The 22,425-nt window shown below is 47.7% G+C and carries 12 protein-coding genes; all 12 read left to right on the top strand.

The features are described 5' to 3' along the window. Positions 1-154: 154 nt before the first annotated feature. The 12 genes from AC0THY_RS14700 (at position 155) to AC0THY_RS14645 (ending at position 22,373) form a co-directional block, all read left to right on the top strand. The gene (locus tag AC0THY_RS14700) at positions 155-910 is read left to right on the top strand and encodes a hypothetical protein (protein WP_489991353.1); all 756 of its coding nucleotides are present in this window, start codon (positions 155-157) and stop codon (positions 908-910) included. Next, positions 911-1,645: a polysaccharide deacetylase family protein gene (locus AC0THY_RS14695; protein ID WP_489991352.1), complete on the top strand. Its 735-nt coding sequence runs from the start codon at positions 911-913 to the stop codon at positions 1,643-1,645. It abuts the gene before it with no gap. Positions 1,646-1,742: 97 nt separating this feature from the next. After that, the gene (locus AC0THY_RS14690) at positions 1,743-2,528 is read left to right on the top strand and encodes a CFI-box-CTERM domain-containing protein (protein WP_489991351.1); all 786 of its coding nucleotides are present in this window, start codon (positions 1,743-1,745) and stop codon (positions 2,526-2,528) included. A 163-nt stretch (positions 2,529-2,691) separates the two neighbouring features. Beyond that, on the top strand, positions 2,692-3,375 hold the full coding sequence (locus tag AC0THY_RS14685) for a ClpP family protease (protein ID WP_489991350.1): 684 nt from the start codon (positions 2,692-2,694) through the stop codon (positions 3,373-3,375). A 145-nt stretch (positions 3,376-3,520) separates the two neighbouring features. Further along, positions 3,521-4,396, top strand: coding sequence for an undecaprenyl-diphosphate phosphatase (locus AC0THY_RS14680; protein ID WP_489991349.1), 876 nt, complete (start codon positions 3,521-3,523; stop codon positions 4,394-4,396). 13 nt (positions 4,397-4,409) lie between these two features. Beyond that, positions 4,410-7,043: a DNA translocase FtsK gene (locus tag AC0THY_RS14675; protein ID WP_489991348.1), complete on the top strand. Its 2,634-nt coding sequence runs from the start codon at positions 4,410-4,412 to the stop codon at positions 7,041-7,043. 221 nt (positions 7,044-7,264) lie between these two features. Further along, on the top strand, positions 7,265-11,446 hold the full coding sequence (locus tag AC0THY_RS14670) for a lectin like domain-containing protein (protein WP_489991347.1): 4,182 nt from the start codon (positions 7,265-7,267) through the stop codon (positions 11,444-11,446). A gap of 128 nt (positions 11,447-11,574) precedes the next feature. After that, positions 11,575-12,465, top strand: a complete 891-nt coding sequence (locus AC0THY_RS14665) for a sulfide/dihydroorotate dehydrogenase-like FAD/NAD-binding protein (protein WP_489991346.1) — start codon at positions 11,575-11,577, stop codon at positions 12,463-12,465. Continuing rightward, a complete protein-coding gene (gene gltA, locus AC0THY_RS14660; RefSeq protein WP_489991345.1) occupies positions 12,465-13,853 on the top strand; it encodes an NADPH-dependent glutamate synthase in 1,389 nt (462 codons plus the stop codon). The genes AC0THY_RS14665 and gltA overlap by 1 nt, the downstream gene beginning before the upstream one ends. Positions 13,854-13,958: 105 nt before the next feature. Beyond that, positions 13,959-14,252, top strand: a complete 294-nt coding sequence (locus AC0THY_RS14655) for a Dabb family protein (protein WP_489991344.1) — start codon at positions 13,959-13,961, stop codon at positions 14,250-14,252. Position 14,253: 1 nt separating this feature from the next. Then, a complete protein-coding gene (gene rlmH, locus AC0THY_RS14650) occupies positions 14,254-14,733 on the top strand; it encodes a 23S rRNA (pseudouridine(1915)-N(3))-methyltransferase RlmH (protein WP_489994202.1) in 480 nt (159 codons plus the stop codon). Between the two features lie 266 nt (positions 14,734-14,999). Continuing rightward, the gene (locus tag AC0THY_RS14645) at positions 15,000-22,373 is read left to right on the top strand and encodes an endo-alpha-N-acetylgalactosaminidase family protein (RefSeq protein ID WP_489991343.1); all 7,374 of its coding nucleotides are present in this window, start codon (positions 15,000-15,002) and stop codon (positions 22,371-22,373) included. Positions 22,374-22,425: the final 52 nt, after the last annotated feature.

Genomic DNA, 22,425 nt, shown 5'->3' with positions numbered 1-22,425 from the left:
AAAGACGAAGCAAAGACAACAAAAACGATATACCAATGGAAGAAAGTAAGTGACAAATGCACAATAAAATGTTATAATTGCCTTATAAATGTGTAGAAAATACATAAATTCTAAAGAAAAACAGAAAAAAACAAAAGAACTTGGAGGTAGAGTTATGAGGAGAAAAATGGTAATGGGATTGTGTGCAGCACTCTTATTGACAGGATGTTCATCGGGCATTTCCCAGGAGGACTACGATGCCGTCATGCAGCAGGCGGAAGCGGCGAATAGTGAAAATGCAGAATTGGAGAGCAGTTTGAAAACTCTTGAGGAGGAAAAGCAGCAAATCTCTGATGAAAAGGAAAAGGCAGAACAGGCGAGAGCGGCTCTTGAAGCTGAGAAGGCACAGATTCAGGAGGAATATGATACCTACAAGGAAGAGATGAAGCCCTATGCTAAGCTGTCAAAAGCGGAAGCGGAGGCAAAGACCGCGGAAGCGGAAAGAAAAAAGGCGGAGGCAGAACAGGCCAGAAAAGAGAAGGAGGAGTCGGAAGCACAGGCAGCAGCGGAGGCTGCAGCAGAAGCTCAGGCCGCAAAGGAGGCCGAGGAAGCGGCGGGATATGACACAGGAATTACATATGAACAGCTTGCCAGAACACCAGACGACTACATGGCAAAAAAGGTGAAGTTCAGCGGAAAAGTGATTCAGGTTCTGGAGAGCGATGGTGAGACAACCATCAGGCTGGCTGTTAATTCAGACTATGACCAGGTTATTATCGGAAGCTATGACAGTGATATTGTTTCTTCCAGAGTATTAGAGAATGACAAAATCACCGTGATGGGATTGTCAGCAGGCCTGTACAGTTATACCTCCACCATGAAATCAACCATAACAATTCCAAGTATACTCATAGAAAAGATTGAGCAGTAGATGGGGAGAGACAGAGTATTTCCGGGTGGGCGTAAAAAAGCCTTTACACTGAGCTACGACGATGGAGTAGTGCAGGATGCCCGGCTGATTGAATTGCTGAATAAATATGGCCTGAAAGGTACCTTTAACCTCAATTCAGGACTCATGGGGCAGAAAAGCACTCTGCTGTGCCGTGGAACCACGGTGGAGCAGAACAGGTTTAAAAGGGATAGGATAAGGCAGATATACGAGGGACACGAGATCGCAGCGCACTCGTCACACCACCTGGACCTGACTTCAATTTCGCACAGTGAACAGTTGGAAGAGATTTTAGGTGACCAAAAGAAGCTTGAGAGTATTGCCGGATATAAGGTGCAGGGATTTGCATACCCCTTCGGGGCATATGATGAAGGGGTGATACAACTGTTTGAGCACAGCCCCATGGTGTATGCCCGTACAACACAGAGTACAGGGAGATTTGATTTGCCGGTGAATTTTCTGAAATGGCATCCCACCTGCAGGCACAGAGAGGAAAGAATGGAAGAATTGGGAGAACAGTTTTTAAACTGCCGGCCAAAAGAGACAGATTCTCCGATTCTTTTCTGTCTGTGGGGACATTCCTATGAATTTGACATTCCCGGGGAGTGGGAGCGGATAGAGCGCTTTTTTGAAAAAATAGCCTGGCATAAGGATATCTGGTATGCAACGAATATACAAATTGCTCTTGCCCTTGAAATTTCTGCAGAGGGATGTTAAACTATTACTCGGAATAATAGATTTGACAATAACTATAGGTCAAAGCGGTCTGTGAAATATGGATCGAAATAAAATGCAGTAAAGAGGAGAAACGGGAATGAATTTTTATACAGTTGCAATTGAAGGCATGCCCAAAATGCTGCTGGAGATTGACCAACCCATGGCAAGCTTTAAGCGTGACCAATATGGGCCGGCTTTCAAAAAATACTATGAAAAAAATTTGGTGGTGTTGGAAGCCATAGAGAACGGGTACAAGACTGTGTTGGACAAAGAGCAGTTTTTGGAAAACATGGCCCAGGCTTTGGCGGGAGCAGCAGAGGAAAGATTAAATAAGATCGGGAAAAAGAATAAGAGAGAAGCTCAGCTTCTGGATTTTAATGTCTGTCTGGCTGTCTATATACTTCCGGCAGTTTTGGAGTACCATGGGGAATCCACAGAAGATTTAAAGGACCACATTTTAAAGGCCTGGAAGGAGAAATTTCCAAAAACGAATGTACAGGCCTCCACCTTTGACAATATCAATAAAGGGTTTAAACGCAAATTCTGCTACATAACCACAGCAGTCTGTGAGACCTTTAAAAAGCCGGATAACTGCTATGAACTTACCGTGCTGCGTGAGTATCGGGATACTTACCTTATGAGTCAGGAAGATGGGGAGAATATAGTTCAGGAGTACTATAACCTGGCGCCCACTATAGTGAAGCATATCAATCGGAAAAAGAATCGTAAAGAGATATATGAAGGAATCTGGGAGGCGTATTTAAGCCCCTGCATCCGTATGATTGAAAACGGAGAAAATGAGAAGTGCAAGGAGTTATATATTAAGATGGTAAGAGATCTTCAGAAGGCTTATTTTATTGAGCCGATGAGGACGACGGCCTGATTGCAGTTAAATTTTTAGGATGAGTCAGAAGGACTGCTGTGGAGACAAACAGCAGTTCTTTTGTGTATAAATATACAGAGTAAAGCCTCGGTTTTTCGCTTTGGCGTCAATAAAAAAAAGAATTTAGGACATACTATCTCCAAATCATGAAAGGAAGAGTGCTATGTCAGATAAAGAAAAAACAGAAAATCCAGAAAAGCCAGGGCTGGAAAAAGAAGGGGAAGATATAAAGGAGTTTGGACAGATTGTTTTGGACCACAAGATCCATTTGCTCTCTGTCATCGGAGAGATCGAAGGGCATGAGTGCCTTTCCTCCAATGCGAAAACTACAAAATACGAACATGTGCTCCCGCAGCTGGCCGCCATTGAGGACAGCAAGGAGATACAGGGCCTTCTGGTACTGCTTAATACAGTGGGAGGGGATGTGGAGGCCGGACTCGCCATAGCGGAGATGATAGCGTCCTTGAGCAAGCCCACCGTATCATTGGTTCTGGGGGGCAGCCATTCCATCGGAGGACCGATAGCCGTCTCTACAGACTATTCTTTTATTGTGCCTACAGGAACCATGGTGATACACCCTGTGCGCATGAACGGGACAGTGATAGGTGCTCCCCAGACCTTTGACTATTTTAAGCAGATGCAAGACCGGATTTTGGGCTTCATGTCCTCACATTGCCGTGCCACCCAGGAGAGGCTGGAGGAGCTGATGCTGGATACCGGAATTCTCACAAAAGATCTGGGTACCATACTTGTAGGAAAGCAGGCAGTGGAGGAGGGACTCATCGACAGTGTGGGGGGCATAAAAGAAGCCCTGGATAAAGTGCATGAAATGATTTGTATATCTTAAGTAAATATGATATAATGTCGGCAGGTATACCTTGTGGGGTGCGTTTGCCGCGCCATGAGTTACGGGAAGCCAGAAGGGTTTGCGGTCTGGACCTGTGTGTAGTATGCCATTTTACGGAATTATAAAGACGTGCAGGAGGAAGCACATGACAATACTACAGGCGATTTTACTTGGAATTATTCAGGGAATTACAGAGTTTCTGCCAGTGAGCAGTTCAGGTCACTTGGCGATTGTTCAAAATATTTTCAACGTCAATACCGACGGCGGCATGTTGTTTGACATCATGCTGCATGTCGGAACTTTAGCGGCAGTGTTTGTGGTCTACAGAAAGGATATCTGGAGGATGATCCGTGAGGCCATTCTCATCTGTGTGGATATCGTCTCCAATATAAAGATTTTCATACGGAACAAGAAGGATGACGAAGCTCTGCGGTACAGGAGGATTATACATAACAATTACCGCAAATTCGTGGTGTTGGTGATCGTTTCGACCATACCAACCGGTATCATTGGATATGCGGCAAAGGGATTGGTTGAGGCTGCCAGCGCAACCCTGATCGTTCCTGGCGTCTGTCTGCTGCTGACGGGTGTTCTGCTGATTGTGGCGGATATTTCAGAAGATGGACGAAAGATACCAAAGGACATCAGCTACAGCAATGGCTTTTTCATTGGCATCGCTCAGGGGCTTTCCACATTGCCGGGACTTTCACGCTCCGGTACGACCATTGCAGCCTGTCTGCTCAGCGGCTTTGACAGACGGTTTGCGGTGAAATATTCCTTTATTATGTCCATACCTGCCATCATGGGGGCGGCTGTGCTGGAACTGAAGGATGTGGCAAGTGAACCTATAAACGGCCAGTTGGTATTGTGCTGTGTAGTTGGCGCAGTCATTGCCGGCCTGGTAGGATATGTCTGTATCAAGACCATGCTGATCGTGGTCAGAAAGAAAAAATTTAAGGGATTTGCAATCTATTGCTTTGCCTTAGGGGCTATTGCAATCATTGCGCATTTTGTAATTTAGGGGAGATGGATTGATGGCAACAGGCACAAAGGGGAAACATGACACGGGGATAAAACGGCAGCCTGCAAAGAAAACAGCCTCCGGTAAAAAGCGTCCTTCGTCACCGGGAAAACATACTGCTGCGGTGGCGAAGAATGCGCAGGGAATTACTGTTTGGGATGAAATTTTATTATGGGTGGTCCTGGCATTTTCGGTGATAATATTGATTAGTAATTTTGGCATTGGCGGTTTTATAGGCAATGCCATTAGTTCTTTTTTCTTTGGAATATTTGGTTTTCTGACCTATATCCTTCCATTTGCACTTTTTTTGACAATCGCATTTGTGGTATCCAACCGGGGAAATAAAATTGCATGGGTTAAGACCAGTGCAGTTTTTTTACTGTGGGTATGGCTTTGCGCACTGGCGGAGCTGCTGATAAATGGATATGACGGCAGCAGAAAGTTTGCGGATTTCTATACCTTAAGCTCTGGATACAAGACGGGCGGCGGATTTATCGGGGGTCTGGTGAGTAAGCCGCTTGCTGCGGCCCTGGGAGTGGCGGGGGCGTATGTTGTTCTGGTGGTGCTGACCATTATCTGCTTTGTGTTGATCACTGAGAGATCCCTGTTTGCGGGTATGCAAAAGGGCGGAAAAAAAGTTTACCAGACTGCGAGGAAGGATGTGGATCTTCGCAGAGAGAAGGCACAGATCCGCCGTGAGAAGCGAGAGCTTTTACGGCAGAAGCGTTTGGAGGAAGAGAGGGAACGGCTGAAGGCGGAACGGGAAAATATGTCTATTCTGCCGGATGAACCGCGTATGGAAAAGCGGGTCAGTGGTGTGAGTCTGAATACTCTAGTGGGGCCAGAAGCAGCGGCAGCAATGGAGATCCACGAGGTGGTTCCAGGGCTTAGCGCAGACTCTTTAGAGAAAGCGGAGTTTACTATACAGAGGGGCGGGATGGAGGAAATCTTTTCCGTGGAAAATCCTGCCACAGAGGCATCAGGATATGAGATACCGGACGCTGCAGACGGACATTTTACTAACGAGCCCTTAAACCATGAGACAACTGTATCAGAGGTAGAATCTGCACAGCCGTTGGATGAAAAGAGTGTGAAAAATCCGAAATCATCCCCAAAAGACCAGGAGAAAGAGATGCTGGCTGTTGCAATGGAGATTGAACAGGCAGCGCAGAGCAGAAAGCCCGAGTATGTGTTTCCTCCCATGAACCTACTGAAAAAGCCAAAGCGGGGTAAATCCGGAAGCACAGACCGCGAACTGACGGAGACAGCGGTAAAGCTGCAGCAGACGCTTCACAATTTTGGGGTGGAGGTAAGCGTTACAAATGTAAGCTGCGGGCCCTCCGTCACCAGATATGAACTGACGCCCAAACAGGGGGTAAAGGTGAGCCGCATTGTAAGTCTCTCAGACGATATTAAGCTGAATCTGGCGGCAGCGGATATCCGTATCGAGGCCCCTATTCCCGGTAAGGCGGCTGTGGGTATTGAGGTGCCCAACAAAGAAAACAGCGCAGTTATGCTTAGGGAGCTCCTGGAATCCAGGGAGTTTAAGGAACATTCATCTAATCTGGCCTTTGCAGCGGGAAAGGATATCGCAGGCAAGGTGGTGGTTACGGATATTGCAAAGATGCCCCATCTGCTCATCGCAGGCGCAACGGGATCGGGAAAGTCTGTGTGTATCAATACCATAATCATGAGCATCCTTTACAAGGCGGATCCGGAGGATGTAAAGTTGATTATGATTGACCCAAAGGTGGTGGAGCTGAGTGTGTACAATGGGATTCCGCATCTCTTTATCCCTGTGGTGACAGATCCGAAAAAGGCGGCGGGTGCGCTGAACTGGGGCGTTGCGGAGATGACAGACCGCTATAAAAAATTTGCGGATCTGAATGTACGGGATTTGAAGGGATACAATGCCAAGGTGGAGACCCTGGATGATATCATAGATGAAAACAAGCCTGAAAAGCTGCCTCAGATCGTGATCATTGTGGACGAGCTTGCGGATCTGATGATGGTTGCCCCGGGGGAGGTGGAGGACTCCATCTGCCGTCTGGCTCAGCTGGCCAGAGCCGCCGGGATACATTTGATTATTGCCACCCAGAGACCTTCTGTCAATGTCATTACAGGTCTGATCAAGGCAAATATGCCCTCCAGAATTGCCTTTTCCGTATCCTCTGGAGTGGACTCCAGAACCATCATTGATATGAACGGGGCGGAAAAGCTGCTGGGCAAAGGCGATATGCTGTTTTATCCCCAGGGGTATCAAAAACCTGCCAGAGTGCAGGGAGCGTTTGTGTCCGACAGTGAAGTGGCAGCTGTGGTTGAATTCCTGACACAAAAAAATATGCACGAGGGGTACAGCCAGGAGATCGAAGAGCAGATCAGCAAGGTACAGCAGGTTGTTGAACCGGGCGGGTCAGGCAGTGAGGTGGACCGGTACTTTGCGGAAGCAGGAAAGTTTATTATTGAAAAGGACAAAGCGTCCATTGGAATGCTCCAGAGAGTATTCAAAATCGGCTTCAACCGCGCGGCCAGGATCATGGACCAGCTCTCAGACGCCGGGGTAGTGGGACCTGAGGAGGGAACCAAGCCCAGAAAGGTACTGATGTCCGCGGAGGAGTTTGAACAATATTTAGAAGAGCATGTATAGAAACCAGGAACGCTACGGCGTTCTTGGTGCGAGGCACCGGAATCCCTGTAAAGGGGTTCCGGTTTTTTTGAAGTATCACTCAAAAAATTTGTACAATTAGCTTAAAGTGTCTGTAAACCCGTTTCGTTTCTTGTAAAATATGTGAGTTTCATATATGATTAAGCTACTATGTTGGACAGGAACCTGAGGCATCACATTTTTAGAAAGGTTTAAGAAAAGTTATGAGATTAAGAGAGATCAGAAAAAGATTTGCCGTACTGGGAGCATCAGCAGTGATTGCCGTTATAGGCTCAGCGATGTACGTTCTGGCGGCACCGGAAGGAAATACGTCGGTGCAGGAGCTAAAGACAATCTCAGTGGATGATGTGGAGAATCACGCAGCCGGGGCATTGGCCCCCACCGTCTTTGCGGAGGCCTACCGGGCTCCTAAGACAAAGAGATACAGCAGGGCTGTCTATCCGGAGAAGTATGACTTGAGGGAACTGGGACAGACCACTACCGTGAAGAACCAGGGAGTGTGGGGAACCTGCTGGGCGTTTGCGACCATAGCTTCCCTGGAGAGCTGCCAGCTTAAAAATGAGGGGGCAAGTGGAAACGTGGAATCGAACACACCTGATTTCTCCGAGCTCCAGCTGGGGTGGTTTAACTATGAGCCCCAGAGTGCCAAGAGCCTGGAGGGCAGCGCGGCCGGAGCGGCACAGGTGGGTGAGGGCGTGAGCATGGGAGTGGGTTCCGAACGCCTTGAGGCAGGAGGCAACATGCCACAGGCAGTAACACTCCTGTCAACCTGGCAGGGCGGCGCGGATGAAAAGGATATCCCTTACCACAATGCGGAAGGCGGTACAGGGAAAGAAGGAAACTGGGCTGTGGACGACAGCAAAAGAAATTTGTCAGCCATACACCTGCAGAATGCGGATTTTATGCCCAGTCCCACTACAAAGATCAGTGAAGAGGAATATACATATGACAAAGAAGCGGAGAAGGCTATGAAGAATGCGCTTATGAACAATGGGGCAGTGGCCATCTCCTACTATGCGGACCAGTCCATGCAGGGTGTGCAGGGAAACGGGGATTATTTTAACTACACCAATTGGTGTCAGTATGTGGATGTGTTAAATCAGAGTACCACGCCAAATCATTCCGTGACCATTGTGGGATGGGATGACACCTACTCCAGGGCTAATTTCCGCCAGGACCGCAGACCGGAAGGGGACGGTGCCTGGCTGGTGAAAAACAGCTGGGGAACCGGATATTGGGGTGTGGATAACAGCGGTTATTTCTGGCTTTCCTACTATGACAGAACCATCAGTCAGGTCACAAGCTATCAGGGGGAACCGTCGGACAACTATGACAATAACTACCAGTATGATTATCTGGGACTGGCAAGCGCGATTCAGTATATGCCTGGCGGCGAAATTTCGATTGCCAATGTCTTTACGGCAAATACTGCTGAAGCCCTGAGAGCAGTCTCTGCAATTACATCAGCGCCGGAGACAACTGTTACGGTAAAGATTTACAAGCTGCCGTCTGACGCGAAAGGCCCCCTTCCAGAAAACGGTGGGGAACTGGTGGCAACGGTTTCAAAAAAGTTTACCTACAGCGGATATCATACGATTGAACTGGATACTCCCAGACATCTGGATAAAGGGGATAAATTTTCTGTGGTGGAAACTATCAGGGACAGTGAGGGGAAGTATTATTATCCTGTGGAGATCGGAGCGGACCACTCCGGAAAGACCACCCAGAAGGCAGTCTGCAACCCAGGTGAGAGCTATTGGGTGTATTCGAATAATACTTACAGTGATATGAGTTCTGCGACCTCTCAGGGAAGCACTTACGGCAATGCTATGATAAAGGCATTTACCGATAACCTGCCTCCTGATATTCCTACGCTGAGTGAAATCACCTACAGCCCGGCTAGGACCCTGGGGGATGTGAGTCTTCCCTCTGTGGAGGGCGGCATTTGGGCCTGGGACTCACCGAATACGATTCCCAGGGCAGATCAGGATTCGTATCCTGCAACCTTCACACCAGAGGATGAAAGCAGCCCCTATGGGGTATTTCATACCGACATTCCTCTGAAGGTAAACAAAGCTACTCCACGGATTTCAGGCGTTTCGTCCTCGTCCATAATGTACGGACAGAGGCTGCTGGAGGCAGTTCTTCAGGGGAACGCATCGGTAGACGGAGTATCCGTCAGAGGAACCCTGTCATGGATATCCGGTGAGACCTGCCCTGAGGTCAGTGACAGTGAAAAGACAGTCTATGACTATCAGTTTATTCCAGAGGATCAGATCAACTACAATACAGCTGCCGGGAAGGTATCCTTGGTTGTAGAAAAAAAACCTGTCACAGTTCGCGCAAAAGACGCGGAAAAAATTTACGGGGATGAGAATCCCTCGTTCGAACTGGAGTCCATCCCCCAGGGGATACTTGTGGGAAATGACACAGCAGATGATTTGGAAATACAGCTTTTCTGCGGGGCGGATGAGAGAACACCTGTGGGCAGTGCGGATATTTCGGGAGTATCCGGAGCGGTAAATTATGACGTGACCGTTATGCCTGGAGAATTGATTGTGAACCGGAGAGAGGCAGATTTTAAGGTTTTGGATACCAGCATTCGTTTCGGGGAAGGACTGCCGGAGAGTTATGCCTATGAAGTGACAAATTTAGCATACTGGGATGATGAGCAGACATTGGGGGCAAAGCTTTTCATCACCCCCAAAGACATACCCGTGGGGAATCCCAGCGGCATCTATACCCTGGAGATTGAACGGGCAGTGATCGCGAATGAAAATTATAAGGCGGGAAAAATGGTTTCAGGCAACCTCACCATCAGAGAGGTTACAGCTCCTCCCCTACCTGATATGGATGAGATTATATATAACCCAAACAAGGCTCTGGGAGAGATAAATATCCCGGAGGTAGAAGGAGGGAGATGGACATGGGATGAACCGGATGAAATTCCCACAGTGAATAAGAAGACCTATGCGGCCATCTTTACTCCCCACGAGGAAAGCGATTACCGCGCAAGTCGTGAAGATATTCCTCTGACAGTGAAAAAAGCAGTGCCCCAAGTGGCGGAAGTAAATCCAGGTGCAATCACTTATGGGGATTCTCTGGCTGAGTCAGGGCTGACAGCGGTTTGTCAGGTTGATGGAATTCAGGTGCCCGGGGAGGCCTCATGGCTCACGGCAGAGTACCGTCCAACTGTAGCGGACAGCGGGAAAACGATCTTTGCGTTCCGGTTTACTCCCTCTGACCAGGAAAACTATGAAATGACCGCCGGTGAAACCGCGGTGGCAGTTGAAGCAAAGCAAATCGTAGTTAAGGTAAAAAATGCCTCAAAGACATACGGGGATGCAAATCCTGTGTTTGAGATGGAGGTTCCCGAAAACGAACTGGTGGAAGGAGACAGTGTGGCGGATCTCGCCCTTCGGCTGAATTGTAGTGCGGATCAGAGGACACCAGCGGGAGATGTGTTGATTCAGGGGGAATCAGGGGCACTTAATTATGCGGTAGAGGTGAATCCCGGGGTATTGACCATCAATAGGCGTCCGCTGCATTTTAAAGCCGTCAATGTCTCTGTAAAATATGAGGAGGCGCTTCCCGGCACTTACGACTTTGAGGTGTCGAATTTGGTGAACGGTGCCAGCAAAGCATCCGTCGGAGCAACCGCATCCATAGAAGCGGTGAATATGCAGGCATCCAAGAAATCAGGAACGTACACTCTAAAAATCAGGAACGCATCTGTGAGTGATGCCAACTATATGGTGGGCAGCATTACTGACGGTACGCTTACGATAGCGGCGGCAGGACAGGAAACGAAAGATCCCGGTAAAATTGTAGAAGCTTCGACAGTAAAGGTCAGTGCTGCCACGGTGAAAGATAAGACAATCAGGCTGAGTTGGATACAGGTTCCGGAGGCAGAAGGGTATCAGGTACAGCTGAAAATCTCAGGAAAGTGGAAGGCTGTAAAGACCATCGGGAAAAACAGCACCACATCCTACAATTATAACAAGACAAAGCTTGGAAGGTCGTATGTTTTCCGGGTCCGCGCTTTCCGAAGAGTCAGCGGAAAAACCATCTATAGCAAGGCAGGCCAGGTGAAGGAAAAGGCAGTTCCGCAGGTGCCGGCGGGCTTGAAGGCAACAGGCAAAAAAGGAAAGATTACGCTGACCTGGAAGAAAATTTCCGGAGTAAGCGGCTACACTGTGAGCAGAAAAGCAGGTGGAGGCTGGAAAACAGTCAGCATTTTAAAGGCCTCCAAGAAAAGCTTCATTGACAGGAAAGTAAAAAAAGGAAAAACATATACTTACCGGATAAGAGCGTATAAAGTTTCAAAGGGAAAAAAGGTGTATGGCAGTTACAGCGAAGCGGTAAAGGTCAAAGCTTCCCGGTGATAAAAGCATTATTTCCGAAATTCTATTGAAATTTAGGACATTTTGTTTTATACTTAAATGCAAATAAAATAGCACATTATGCAAATATTTTGTGTTTTATGCACTATACGCAAAACAGGAGGAAAGACATGTACAAGATTAAAAAAGCGGAACAGCTTTCCGGGCCAATCTACTTAATGGATGTAGAAGCACCCAGAATAGCAAAACATTGTCTGCCGGGGCAGTTTATCATTGCCAAAGAAGATGAAAGAGGCGAGAGAATTCCTTTGACGATCTGTGATTATGACAGAGAAGCCGGAACCATTACGATTGTATTCCAGATTATCGGAGCCTCCACTGAGAGGTTTGCAAAGTTAAAGGCAGGAGATTCCTTCCGGGATTTCGTTGGACCCTTGGGGAAACCGTCGGAACTGTGTACCGATGATTTTGAGGAAGTCAAGAAGAAAAAGATTCTTTTCGTGGCAGGCGGTGTAGGGACAGCTCCTGTTTACCCTCAGGTAAAGTGGCTGCATGAGCATGGAATAGATGCAGATGTGATTGTAGGGGCAAAGACTAAGGAACTGCTTATCCTGGAGAAAGAGATGGAGGCTGTGGCAGGCAACCTGTACATAACCACAGATGATGGATCTTACGGCAGAAGCGGGATGGTGACCAAGGTTGTGGAGGATCTGGTGACCAAGGAAGGCAAATCCTATGATGTCTGCATTGCGATCGGACCCATGATTATGATGAAATTTACCTGCCTGACTACAAAGAAGCTGAATATCCCCACAATTGTCAGCATGAACCCAATCATGGTGGATGGAACCGGTATGTGCGGCGCTTGCCGGCTGACCGTAGGAGGTGAAGTGAAGTTCGCCTGTGTGGATGGACCGGAGTTTGACGGACACCTGATTAACTTTGATGAGGCGATGAAGAGACAGCAGATGTATAAGACGGAGGAAGGCAGAGCCCTTCTGAAGGTTCGTGAAGGTGATACCCATCACGGAGGATGCGGAAATTGTGGAGGTGACGAGTAATGGCTGACGTATTAAAGAAAGTTCCTGTAAGAGAGCAGGCTCCGAAAGTAAGAGCGGCCAATTTTGAGGAAGTATGTTTGGGATACAACAAAGAAGAGGCGATGGAGGAGGCAGTTCGCTGCATTAACTGCAAAAATGCAAAATGTATTCAGGGCTGTCCTGTATCAATCAATATTCCTGCCTTTATCCACGAGGTGAAGGAGGGAAACATTGAGGAGGCCTATAAAGTTATCTCAGAGGCCAGTGCCCTTCCGGCGATCTGCGGACGTGTCTGTCCTCAGGAGAGCCAGTGTGAAGGGAAATGTATCCGCGGTATCAAGGGCGAGCCAGTTTCCATTGGAAAGCTGGAGCGCTTTGTGGCGGACTGGGCAAGAGAGAATGGAATCAAGCCGCCTGCACCGGCATCTGCAAACGGACATAAGGTAGCTGTGATCGGATCAGGTCCTGCAGGACTCACTTGTGCCGGTGACCTGGCAAAGATGGGATACGATGTTACGATCTTTGAGGCTCTGCACGAGCCGGGCGGTGTTTTAGTGTACGGCATCCCTGAGTTCCGTCTGCCAAAGGAAAAGGTAGTGGCAGCGGAGGTAGAAAACGTGAAGTCTCTGGGTGTCAAGCTGGAGACCAATGTGATCATAGGCAAATCCACCACAATTGATGAGCTGATGAAGGAAGAGGGATTTGAGGCCGTTTTTATCGGTTCTGGCGCCGGCCTTCCCATGTTTATGGGGATTCCGGGAGAGAATGCCAACGGCGTGTTCTCCGCTAATGAATATCTGACCAGAAACAACCTGATGAAAGCATTCAAGGAAGAGTACGACACACCTATTGCAAAAGGCAAAAAAGTAGCCGTGGTAGGCGGCGGAAACGTGGCTATGGATGCGGCGAGAACAGCCCTGCGCCTGGGTGCAGAGGTACATATTGTATACAGAAGAAGCGAAGCAGAGCTTCCGGCCAGAGTTGAGGAAGTTCACCATGCAAAAGAGGAAGGCGTCATCTTTGACCTGTTGACAAATCCGGTAGAGATACTGGTGGATGAGAACGATGCTGTGAAGGGCATGAGATGTATTCGCATGGAACTGGGCGAGCCGGATGCTTCAGGAAGAAGACGTCCTGTGGAGATCCCGGGCTCGGAGTTTGAGCTGGAGCTGGATACGGTGATCATGTCCCTTGGTACTTCGCCGAATCCGCTGATCTCTTCCACAACCATTGGATTGGATATTAACAAGAGAAAATGTATCATTGCAGATGAGGAGACAGGACAGACCTCAAAGGACGGCGTATATGCCGGCGGCGATGCAGTGACCGGAGCAGCTACGGTTATCTTGGCTATGGGCGCAGGAAAAGCAGCGGCAAAGGGCATTGATGAGTTTTTAAAGAACAGATAAACAGATCTTCCAGAGAAACAAGAAAGGCAGGTATGACTGCGAGTGAAGTCAGACCTGCCTTTCATTTTTGTAACAATAATATTCATAAAGAAAGTGGAGGGAAAAATGGTTACGCATATCGTACTTTGGAACTTAAATGAAACCATGTCAGAAGAGGAAAAGAAAACTGCGGGACAGAAAATGAAAGAGATCCTGGAACCGCTGAAGGAGCAGATACCGGGCGTGATATCACTGAGTGTGGTCACAGATAAGCTGCCGGGAAGCAGCAAGGATGTGGCGTTGATCGGCCAGTATGAGAGTGAGGAAGCGCTGGAAAGGTATGCAGTACACCCGCTTCATCTGGAAGCTAAAAAGTATATTAAATCTGTCACAAGCAGCAGAGAGTGTTTTGACTATTGACATGAAGATTACCATTATTGCAGTGGGGAAGATAAAAGAGAAATATTTTACAGGAGCAGTGGAGGAATACAGCAAACGCCTGGGACGATACTGCAAACTGACAATCACGGAGCTGGCAGATGAGAAGACGCCGGACGGGGCAAGTCCTGCCCAGGAGCGCCAGATTAAGGAGAAAGAGGGAGAAAGAATCCTGAAAGCCTTAAGTGATGGGGCCTATGTGATTGCCCTGGCGATAGAGGGGAAGACATTAAGCTCCAGGCAGCTGGCAAACCGGATGGAACATCTGACAGTACAGGGAGAAAGCCACTTAGTTTTTATCATAGGAGGTTCCCTGGGGCTGGATGAGAGAGTGATTGCCCGGGCAGATGAGCTTTTGAGCTTTTCCGCTATGACATTCCCGCACCAATTGATGCGGGTTATCTTGTTGGAGCAGATCTACAGGAGTTTCCGGATCATACACAATGAACCATATCACAAATAGAGCCAGTATGGCAAATCCTGACAAAAGGGTTTCCATACTGGCTTTATTTGTGATGTTTTTTGTACGATAAAGGATAGCATCATAATATATAAAAATCAGAAATATTCAGCAGAGAAAATATAAAATATATACAGGTTTATTGTCACAGAAAAGCACTTTATTTGTACAAAAATGTATTTAGAGCCAAAAAAGTTGAAATGTAATAGTGCATATTCTAAAATACCGAATAGGGCAATTGCCTTTGAAAAATAAAGGAGGATTTAGGTATGAGGAAGAAAAACTTGAAGACCAGGGCAGCGAGCTTTGTGCTCAGCTTGTGTCTGGCAGGGACCAGTGCTGTCGGCCTTGTTCCGGTACAGAATGTGCATGCTGCAGGGCAGTTGGATGTGCAGGAAGAAGTACTGAATGAGGGACAGGAGCAAGTCTCTGAGCAGACACCGCGAACGGCGGAGGATACAAAAACGGCCTTTGAAGCATTGCAGGCTGAGATGAACCAGGAGATACCGGAAGGCCTTGAGAAGATCAGCTATGGGAACAACTATGAGTCCATGGAGCCCGAGAGTATGACTTACAAATCGGGAAACGGCTCTGCGGAGGTAAAAAACGGCAGCCTGAATGTGGAAGTATCTTCTCTGGCTGATAATAAGTTCTTGGCAGTCTGGGATGCCACACCCTATCTCAGGTCAGGAGTTGTCACCGTTGACTTTAAATACAAATCATCTGGTGAGCGCATTGCATATGTAATTAAGTCAAATGACAACACACAGGGACTTTCTATAAAATACGATGTAAAGGGCGCATGGGTGATACAAGAGATTGATGGTGCCTATGAATCCTTTACAGGCCCTGTACTTGAGCAGAATACAGAGTATGTGCTCAAGATAGGTTTTCATGAGGACAAGCTGCTGGTGGCAGTGAATGATGAGCTAATCTATAACGGAACCAGCGAAGTGCTTGCTTCTCTGGCGAATGAAAGAGGACAGATTGGTATTTTTAAGTGGTGGAATGCAGATGCAAGCTTTGAGATTCTGGATTTTAAAGCTGAGGGTATCGGAACAAAGGAAAAACCGTCCACTCTCATTGAGTATAAGCAGGACTATGAAGATCCTGAGTATACCCCGCACTGGAGCAGCCAGGGAGTGAGTGTACAGGATACTGAGACAGGTAACCGTGTGCTGAAGATCAACTCCGGACAGGGCAGAATTGCAGACCTAGATTCCCCGGCCATCAAGGAGGGAACACTGGCTCTTCGATACAAGGCTGTGGCGCCCAGCGGCGGAACCCCTTCACAATTTGGTTTCCGTTTCGGTGTGGCGGATGCAAATTTCCGTGAGTTAAACTGGGATGGCGGAAAATGGGTGGTGGAAAACAAAAGCAATTACCCAAACGTTGACCTCCCAAGCCCGGTCACGGATGTCTGGAACGATTTGGTCATCAATTTCGTTGAGGGCAGCATGACTGTTTACTTGAACAAAGAAGAAGCAGGGACCTTTGAACTGGATGTGTTGAAGAACGGTCTTGCGGGGCAGTTTGGTATCCGCACCTGGGGCAGTACCTATGTGCTCATTGACGATGTGATCTATACCAATGAGATTGTAAAACCCAAGGAAATTGTGAAATACGAGAATGATTTTGAGGATGCCATTGCCGGGAACTGGACAGGCGCTGAGTCCTCCATTGTAAGAGAGGGTACAAACAAGGTCCTGAAACTGGCAAATATGAACGGAATGGCGGAGCTGTCCGACTCAGTGGATCTGGCTGAGGGAACCTATGCGGTCAAAGTAAAGGCCGGCAGTGCAGACCTTGGCTTCCGCATGGGTAATACAGTAGTTGCGTGCAAAGAGAATGCATGGAGCGTGAAGATAGGAGAGAGAGAGATTCCGATTCAGGATGTGGGAGGAGCCTTAAAGACAAACTCCTGGAATGATGTGAAGATTTCCTTTAAAAATACGGAAGTGGTACTCAGTGTAAACGGAGCGAAAGCCACTATGGCCATTCCTGCGGATACAGCTCTGGAAGCGGGGAAATTGGGCGTCAGCGCAAAGGGAGACCTGTACCTGGATGACCTGTGCTACACAGAACAGTTTCTGGACATGGACACTTCTGTGCTGGACAAGGTTTACTATGAAGAATATTTTGACACCTTAGCAGATCTGAATTGGAACGGACTGAAGGATGCGGCGATAGACAGAGGATACCTTATAGGTACTGTGGCCCCTGGAAAAGTGGCTGTGAACGAGAGTGTGCCTGTTCCTGCAAATGGAGTTTACCAGGTAAAGATGCAGGCAGACCAGGCAAAAGCCGGTCTCCAGATCGGAAGCCTGAAAATTTATAACACGACGGACACCCAGTGGGTTGTAGAGAATCAGAAGGGTGCAGTCGCAAAGATAGGCACAGCTTCTGCGGTAGAGTCAAATAAGGACTTTATCCTGCGTGCTGAGATCGTGCAGGGGAATCTGACACTTAAAGTAAATGGACAGACGGTGGGCTCTGCAGATGTGTCAGAAGCCTTTGTGAATACAGCCGAAGGCTTCGGAATCTACAATCCAGGAAGTACACCTATGAATGTAAAGGTGGATGCTGTGGGCGTGGAGGAGATACTGGTTTATGCTCCGGACTATGAGGCAGGGTCAGAGATTGATTGGAGATCCAGCGTTGATATTAAGGACAACAACAAAGCAGAGATAGCAGACGGGGCGTTGAAGATTACAGTACCCGGCGTTACCAGATTCTTAGATATGAAGTCTCCAAAGATGAAGGACCTTCACGCATCCTTTGATTTTACAACTAATGTGGATGACGGGATGAATACAGGGGGAAGATACGGCTTTGTATTCCGGGACAGCGATTTCAACAGTGGCTTTTCCGTGGAGGTTGACATTAATGGAAAGTGGCGTGTAAACGTAAATGACAGCCAGAAGGCATTTGGAAAAACCTATTCACTGGAAGCGAACACCACCTACCATGTAAATATTGACATCGTGGGGGATGTGGTTAAGCTTCAATTTACCAAAGGCAATCAGGTAATTGATATGGGATCAGTGACTGTTTCGGATCTTCCGGATACTGCCGGACACTTTGGTGTCAGATCCTGGTACAATGGAAAAGTCATGACCATTGACAATCTGAAACTTGTGGAGGAGCCATCTATCCCTCTGCTGAACGCGGATGTGCGCACGGCAGAAATTAAGAAAAACGGTCTGAGCGTCAGCATTGACCAGGATTTCCCGCGCATCATCTCCTACAGCCTCAATGGCAAGACCATGAGAGGGCAGGAAGATCAGATTCAGACAGTTGTGCTGAATGGAGAGAAGATTTCTCCATCCGTTACCGGAGAGCAGATGGATGAGAGCACCTATCGGTATGATATGAGTTTTCCGGATCAGCAGGTTAAGATCACGGCACGACTTCTGGTACTTGAAAACAATGTGGTTGAATTTAAAGTGACGGATATCAAGGAGGGCGGAGATTACAAAGTCCGCACCATATCCCTTGGAGAAAACAACTGGGCTTATGCGGATGACAAGATGGAAGGCGCATCCTACGCATGGACAAAATCAAACGGAGAATGGCACGGTGTCAGCGAGGAGCTGAAGGACGATATGTCCGAAATGGAAAAGGGCGGCACAGACGGCACGACCATGACCATGATCAGCGGCAATGGATTGGCAGCAGCCATTGAGAATAATGTAATGTCCGGCGGGAACAAAGTAGTTTTAGAGAAAACGAAAAAAGCGATTGTCAAGAAAACACAGATTAGAAATGGGGAGTGGACTTACCGCCACGCAATGAGTGACACAACGGAAGAGTATCCTTGGGCCAAGATTGTGCTGACAGAGGATGCCAACGACGATGGCCAGGTAGACTGGCAGGACGGAGCAGTGGCTTACAGAAAGCATATCATGACCAGAGTGTACGGCGAAGACGATATGGCAAACAACATGATGTACATTGCCTTCAACTTTGCCAGCCAGGCAAATGATCCCTTCCTGAACACGCTGGAGACAGGTAAAGTACTGTACAATTATACTGACGGATTTGGGCAGATGATCCTTCACAAAGGATATCAGGCAGAGGGACATGACGATGACATCCCATCATACTCCAATATCGGTGTACGTCAGGGCGGTGCCGAAGACATGCGCTATCTGATCCGCGAGGGACAGAAATATAATATGCACGTTGGCGTACACTTAAATGCCACAGAATACCATCTGGATGCAAATGAACTGTACTATAACAATTTAAACGGCGCCACAGCAGCGGGATACAAGTCAGATAAACTCTCAGGCGGTTGGGATTGGATCGACACTGCTTATTATGTAGACCAGACAAAAGACGTGGTTTACGGACAGCTTCAAAAACGCTTTACAGATCTTTATAATCTGACAAAGGACGAGGAGACAGGGGCAGCTCTGGACTTCTATTACATTGATGTTTACACTGGAAATGACTACAATGCGTATAAACTGGTAGAATTTGCAAACAGTCTCGGAATTAAGGTGGGAACAGAATTTTCCGGTCCCATTGAGCCGGGTGTCACCTTTACCCACTGGGGAACAGACCTGGGTTACCCGAACAAGGGAAATAAGAGCACGCTTTACAGGATGGTGAAGAATGACCTGGATATCTTTGTCGGAAACGCTCTGTTCAAGGGACAGAAGATCGCCGTAGTGGATACCTGGGGAGATTCTAAGACAGATGTGCAGCAGGGAGTAACCGTATTTTACAATGAAGTGCTTCCAACTAAGTACATGCAGCACTTTGGGGTTTTGAAATCAGAGACGGACAAGATTACCTTTGAGGATGGCGTAACATCCACCAGAAACCATGAGACAGGAAGGATTGAGCTGAGAAAAGATGGCAAATTGATTTCCTCATGGGAGGATTCCGGAACCACGACCGATGAAAATGAGCGCCATGAGGGTGAAGCTGACTCTCTGATCCCTTGGACATGGGATGTCAGCACCGGAGATGCAGTAAATGCACAGAACGGTGCAAAACTGTACCACTGGAATACCACAGGGGAGGCAACAACCTGGGAGCTGACAGATGAGTTCAAAGATACAGCTGCATTTGACTTGTATGAGAATACCCAGCAGGGCAAGGTAAAGGTTGCCACCATCGCAAACGAGAACGGAAAGCTTACTATCAGTCAGGCGAAAAAGAATACACCATACGTTCTCTATCCGTCAACCAGCAAAAAGGTTCTGGAGGCAGCAGGCAACTGGGGAGAGGGAAGCCCAGCCAGGGACTTTGCCTTCAATGAAGAAAAATTTGCGGATGAGGGCGGCATCTGGGCCAGAACCGGGGATGCTTCCATCGAGGTAGTTCCGGGCAAAGAGGACTACAGCATTGAAAAAGAGACAACTAACAATATCTGGAACCGGTATGCACAATTTAAGACAGAGGGGGGAACACTCACTCAGACAATGACCGGACTGGAGCCGGGACAGGACTATACCGTAGGCGTATGGACGCAGACGTCAGCGGGAAGAAAATCTTCCATTGATGTGACGGTTGGCGGGAAGAACTATAACAACTATGTCACCGGAAAAGACGGAACGCACCGCTCATCCTTCAAATATGTAAGCACTACCTGGCAGAGGATGGATGTGGAATTTACGGTTCCTGAGGGTGTAACGACTGCAAAAATAAAATTGACGGCAGCTCCCGGGTCCGGTACCGTATGTTTTGATGATGTCAAGGTTTGGAAGCATATCACCACAGAAAAGGATGTCAACAATACTGATTATGTGGTTTATGAGGACTTTGAAAACACCTACGAGGGCTGGGGACCGTTTGAGTACGGCGGTGGTTCCAGAAAGATCCACATTACAACAGACAAGAGCAATGAGAATGATAACAATGACATTGTGCAGCCCGGAGAAGAAAAATTTGGGCCAGTCATGACCTGGGTGCTGTCCGGTGAAAATTCTCTGAAGATTGCCGAGACGGAGGCAGGAAGGCATGTTGTCACAAACGAGAGTTCCGTGAAGCTGCTGCCAAATACAAAATACAATATGAGCTTTGAATACACCCTTGAAAGAGGCGCTGAGTATGTTGTGTACGTAAAACCGGTGAGCCAGGGAGACAACGCAAAACTGGCATTTACGAGCCACAATAACGCAACGGAGATAAAGCTGAAGAATACAGCAACCACAGGAGACAAAAAGACAAAGGAAGTGCTGAATGCTACCTTTACAACAGGCAGCGCGGAAGATTACCAGATTTATCTGTATGAGAAAAATATTCTGGTGGAGAAACTGAGCACATCCGGCTACGCCTTGATTGTGGACAACTTCGCAATTCAGTACGCAGAGGTGAAATCACAGGTGGAGGCGATGATTAAAGATATCAACGCCCTGACCGCAAAAGAGTACACTTCAGATTCCTGGGAAAAAATGCAGACAGCCAAGAATAAGGCTGAGACAGCACTGAAAGACGAGGATGAGAATGCATACGCGTCCGCACTTGAAGAATTGAAAGAGGCATATAGCAATCTGGTAAACATTGAAATCGAACTGTCCACAGCACAGAGGACGGTGGCAAAAGCCAGAAAGCTGAACAGCCAAGACTACACTGTAAATACCTGGGCGGTTCTGCAGGAGGCTCTCGCTGAAGTGGAGGACCTGTTGAAAAATACGGAAAATCTGCCTCAGAGTAAACTGGATGCAGCAGTTGTAAGACTACAGGGCAGGATAGACACTCTTTCTAAGGTGGCGGCCAAAGAAGAGGTTGATAAATTAAGCGTCATTTATGAAAAATATATTGGCAGAGACGCGGAGTATACGGTAAGCAGCTTTGCCAAGATGAAAGAATCACTGGCTCAGATAGAAGCCGCCAGGGCAAATCCAGAGAATCTATCCTCTGAGGATGCAAAGGCACTTCTGGCAAAAGCAGAGGAAGCAGAGAGGCTTCTGATAAAGCGGGCCAACGTTGCCAAACTTGCAGAAGCTTACGCCAAGGCAAAAGCAATGGATTTCAGTATCTACACAGATGCCTCTGTGAAAGCAGTAAAAGACCTCTTTGGTGAGATTGAGGCACTTCTGGCGGACAACAACGCGGTTCAGTCCAGTGCGGATGCACTACTTGCAAAGCTGGACAGCGCGGTGAACGCTCTGGTAAAGAAAAATAATGACAAGCCCGTGGCAGCAGCTTCTGTAAAGATGAACGCATCCAAAAAAACACTGGGTGTAAAAGAGAAGTACCAGTTAATAGCAATTCCGAAACCGGCAAATGCAGTAACAGGGAAACTGACCTGGACCAGCAGCAATACGAAGGTGGCTGTAGTGAGCTCTAAAGGGAAGATTACTGCCAAGAAAGTTGGAAAGGCTACCATTACAGTGACAACTGCAAACGGTAAAAAGGCAAGGTGTAAGATTACAGTTAAGAAAGCTCCAAAGTGGATTAAACTTTCGGCAAAGAAAAAGTCGCTGAAGGTGAAAAAGGCACTGAAGCTGACAACAAAACTGTCGGCAGGCAGTGCAGGAAAGGTAACTTACAAGACCAGTAACAAAAAGGTGGCCACCGTCAGCGCAAGCGGAAAGGTGAAGGCACTGAAAAAGGGCAAAGTGACCATAACGGCAAAGACATATAATGGCAAAAAGGCAAAAGTTACGCTGACAATTAAAAAGTAGACCACATTCAAAAAAGGTGTCGCAAAGTTATCAAAAAAGATAATTTTGCGGC

The sequence above is a fragment of the Ruminococcus sp. 8Y-12 genome (assembly GCF_058119865.1).
The sequence above is the reverse complement of the archived record's forward strand: the minus strand, read 5'-3'. Positions and strand labels throughout refer to the sequence as shown.

Bases quoted from the DNA above. Each gene is read 5' to 3' on its own strand.
- rlmH (WP_489994202.1), top strand. From the start codon at position 14,254: ATGAAGATTACCATTATTGCAGTGGGGAAGATAAAAGAGAAATATTTT.
- AC0THY_RS14670 (WP_489991347.1), top strand. From the start codon at position 7,265: ATGAGATTAAGAGAGATCAGAAAAAGATTTGCCGTACTGGGAGCATCA.
- AC0THY_RS14675 (WP_489991348.1), top strand. From the start codon at position 4,410: ATGGCAACAGGCACAAAGGGGAAACATGACACGGGGATAAAACGGCAG.
- AC0THY_RS14655 (WP_489991344.1), top strand. From the start codon at position 13,959: ATGGTTACGCATATCGTACTTTGGAACTTAAATGAAACCATGTCAGAA.
- AC0THY_RS14680 (WP_489991349.1), top strand. From the start codon at position 3,521: ATGACAATACTACAGGCGATTTTACTTGGAATTATTCAGGGAATTACA.
- AC0THY_RS14665 (WP_489991346.1), top strand. From the start codon at position 11,575: ATGTACAAGATTAAAAAAGCGGAACAGCTTTCCGGGCCAATCTACTTA.
- AC0THY_RS14685 (WP_489991350.1), top strand. From the start codon at position 2,692: ATGTCAGATAAAGAAAAAACAGAAAATCCAGAAAAGCCAGGGCTGGAA.
- AC0THY_RS14690 (WP_489991351.1), top strand. From the start codon at position 1,743: ATGAATTTTTATACAGTTGCAATTGAAGGCATGCCCAAAATGCTGCTG.
- gltA (WP_489991345.1), top strand. From the start codon at position 12,465: ATGGCTGACGTATTAAAGAAAGTTCCTGTAAGAGAGCAGGCTCCGAAA.
- AC0THY_RS14695 (WP_489991352.1), top strand. From the start codon at position 911: ATGGGGAGAGACAGAGTATTTCCGGGTGGGCGTAAAAAAGCCTTTACA.
- AC0THY_RS14700 (WP_489991353.1), top strand. From the start codon at position 155: ATGAGGAGAAAAATGGTAATGGGATTGTGTGCAGCACTCTTATTGACA.
- AC0THY_RS14645 (WP_489991343.1), top strand. From the start codon at position 15,000: ATGAGGAAGAAAAACTTGAAGACCAGGGCAGCGAGCTTTGTGCTCAGC.